Origin of the sequence: Tenebrionibacter intestinalis (assembly GCF_016632365.1) — a bacterium.
Taxonomy (GTDB): domain Bacteria; phylum Pseudomonadota; class Gammaproteobacteria; order Enterobacterales; family Enterobacteriaceae; genus Tenebrionibacter; species Tenebrionibacter intestinalis.
The window spans coordinates 1-2169 of sequence record NZ_JAEPBH010000101.1 but is presented as its reverse complement, the minus strand read 5'-3'; the positions used below and the strand labels follow the sequence as shown (position 1 = coordinate 2169).

The 2169-nt window shown below is 58.8% G+C and carries 1 protein-coding gene; it reads right to left on the bottom strand.

Annotation, left to right across the window (positions count from 1 at the left end):
• Positions 1-2169: hemagglutinin repeat-containing protein (locus tag JJB97_RS17755; RefSeq protein WP_238715404.1), on the bottom strand; the 2169-nt coding region annotated here is incomplete at both ends.

The following is a 2169-nucleotide window of genomic DNA, read 5'->3' as shown; positions in this document are numbered from 1 at the left end:
AGCTCCGGTGCCGAAGCCCCGGCCAGAGCACCCGCTAAATTACCCCCCGCCAGGCCCTGAAGCGCGGCCGTTGCCGCCTGAATGCCACGCTGAATATTACTACCAGTACCGAACTTTTCCTGCTCTTTTTTGTATTCCGGCGTATTACGCAGATTCGCAAGATAATCCTGACGCTCTTTTTCCGTCGCATCCGCCGGAACAGGCCCATATGTATCCTGCGCAGCCTTCAGCGCATTCAGCTCCCCCTGCGTCCGCGCGATATCCGCCACCTGACCGCCGATATCGCTGATCATCCCGATTTCCTTCAGGCGGTTCTGCTCCTTTTCCTTGTCGAAGATCGGGCTGATGCTGTCGTTGGCATGTTCTGTATCACGGCTCAGATTAGCCACCTCCTGCTTCTGATTGTCCTTGTCGCGAATGGTGATGGCGCCATCAGCCACAGCGGCCTGAGTTGTGCCTTCGGCATGACCGCTGTTGCCCGCAACCGCAATCATCCCGCCCGGCATATTGCCCTTGAACTGGTCGCCGAAGCTGCCCGCGCCGCTGATGCTGATGCCGGTGTGCTGGGTTTTGAAATCCGCTTCGTTATGGATGTCCGTGAAGCCCAGCGTTCCGGTATCGAGGCTGTTTTTATCTGCCGTGGCTGTGGAAGCAATGACTGCGCCATCAAGCTGGGTGTGATTGCCAACCGTGATATCGAAACCGCCATCACCGGCGAATATTCCGGTTTGTTCGGCAACGGAGTCAAAGCGGCTTTTTATCTTGTCCTGGCTGGCAGAGATGTAGCCGGAGCCCGTCATGCTGCCGAAGGTGAAGCTGCCGCCCGCCGCCACGCTGCTCTGCTTGCTGTCGTACTTATTGGTGTCCTGCTGGCTGCTCATCAGCAGGTCATGGCCCACATTGGCGACAATTTTATTGCCGTTGACCTGCGCCCCATTGAGCACGGTGTCGTTCCCGCTCTTAATGGTGACGGTCTTGCCGCTGTCGATAGTGGTTTCAGTCCAGTCGGTGCCGTTGCCTTTGTCTTTGCCTTTTGCCGCGTTGACGTTGGCAAACACGCTGATACCGGCACCTTTACCTGCACCAATACTTACGCCGACACCACCGCCGCTGCTGCTGTTCTTGCCGCTGGACTGTTGAGTGTTGGCGGCCCCACTGAGAATGACGTCATTCTTCGCGTTCAGCTGCGTGTCGCCGCCCGCTTTCAGCTGGCTTCCGGCAATAACGATATCGCCGCTGTTCGGGCCTTTACCTTTTCCGTTCGCAGTGATGGAAAGGTTATTGCCCGCGTTCAGCGTACTGCCCGTTATCGCATCGCTCTCAGCGTGCTGCTGCGATTTGGATTTCTGCGTCGTCAGCGAGAGGCTGACGCCCATCGCGTTCGGGTCAGCCGTCAGGTCAGCCGCCTCAGCCGCCTGTCCGGCCTGCACGCCAGAGAGCACAGTTTTAGTGGCCTGAAGCGCCTTGAGCCGTCCGTCACTTCCCTCTTTGGTATCCTGTGCCGCCGTAACAGCATTATTAATCGCGCTGCCGACAGTGCCCGAAAGCGCCAGCGTCAGCCCACTTTTCTTCTGCTCGAAGGTTTCATCGCGGGTACGTTTGTCGTGGCCCGGGTCGATGATGACGCTGCTGCCGCTGAGACTCATGTCCTTCCCGGCAATCAGGTCCGCACCGCCGATGTGCGCCTGGTTTCCGGCAGCGATAACCACGTTACCGCCTGTCGAACCGACGGTGCTGAAGCTCTGACTTTGTGTGGTGCCCGCCTCGCGTAAATCGTGAGTAGTTCTGCTGCTGCCGACGGTGATGCCGATACCGCCGGTGCCCATCAGGCCGCTCTTTTTGGTCTCTTTAAAGCGCCAGGAGGAGTCGGTGTTGGTCGCGGCCACAATATCGACGTTGTTACCCGCGCCGAGCGCCACGGTGTTATCGCCCACCACGGAGGAGCCTTTCACCAGCAGGTCGTTGCCCGCCTGAACGGTAACGTTATCGCCGCTCAGCAACGTGCCCTGTTCGCGGGTGGCGCTGTCTTCCTCGATGGTGTGGGTGGTTTTCTTGCTCAGGAAGCCTTTTTTGGTCTTCGTTTCCTCGAAGTAGCGGTAGTCGCTGTCGGTGGCGGTATCGAGGTTGATATCGCGGGCTGCCGCCACGCCGATATCGCCCTGTGCCGTC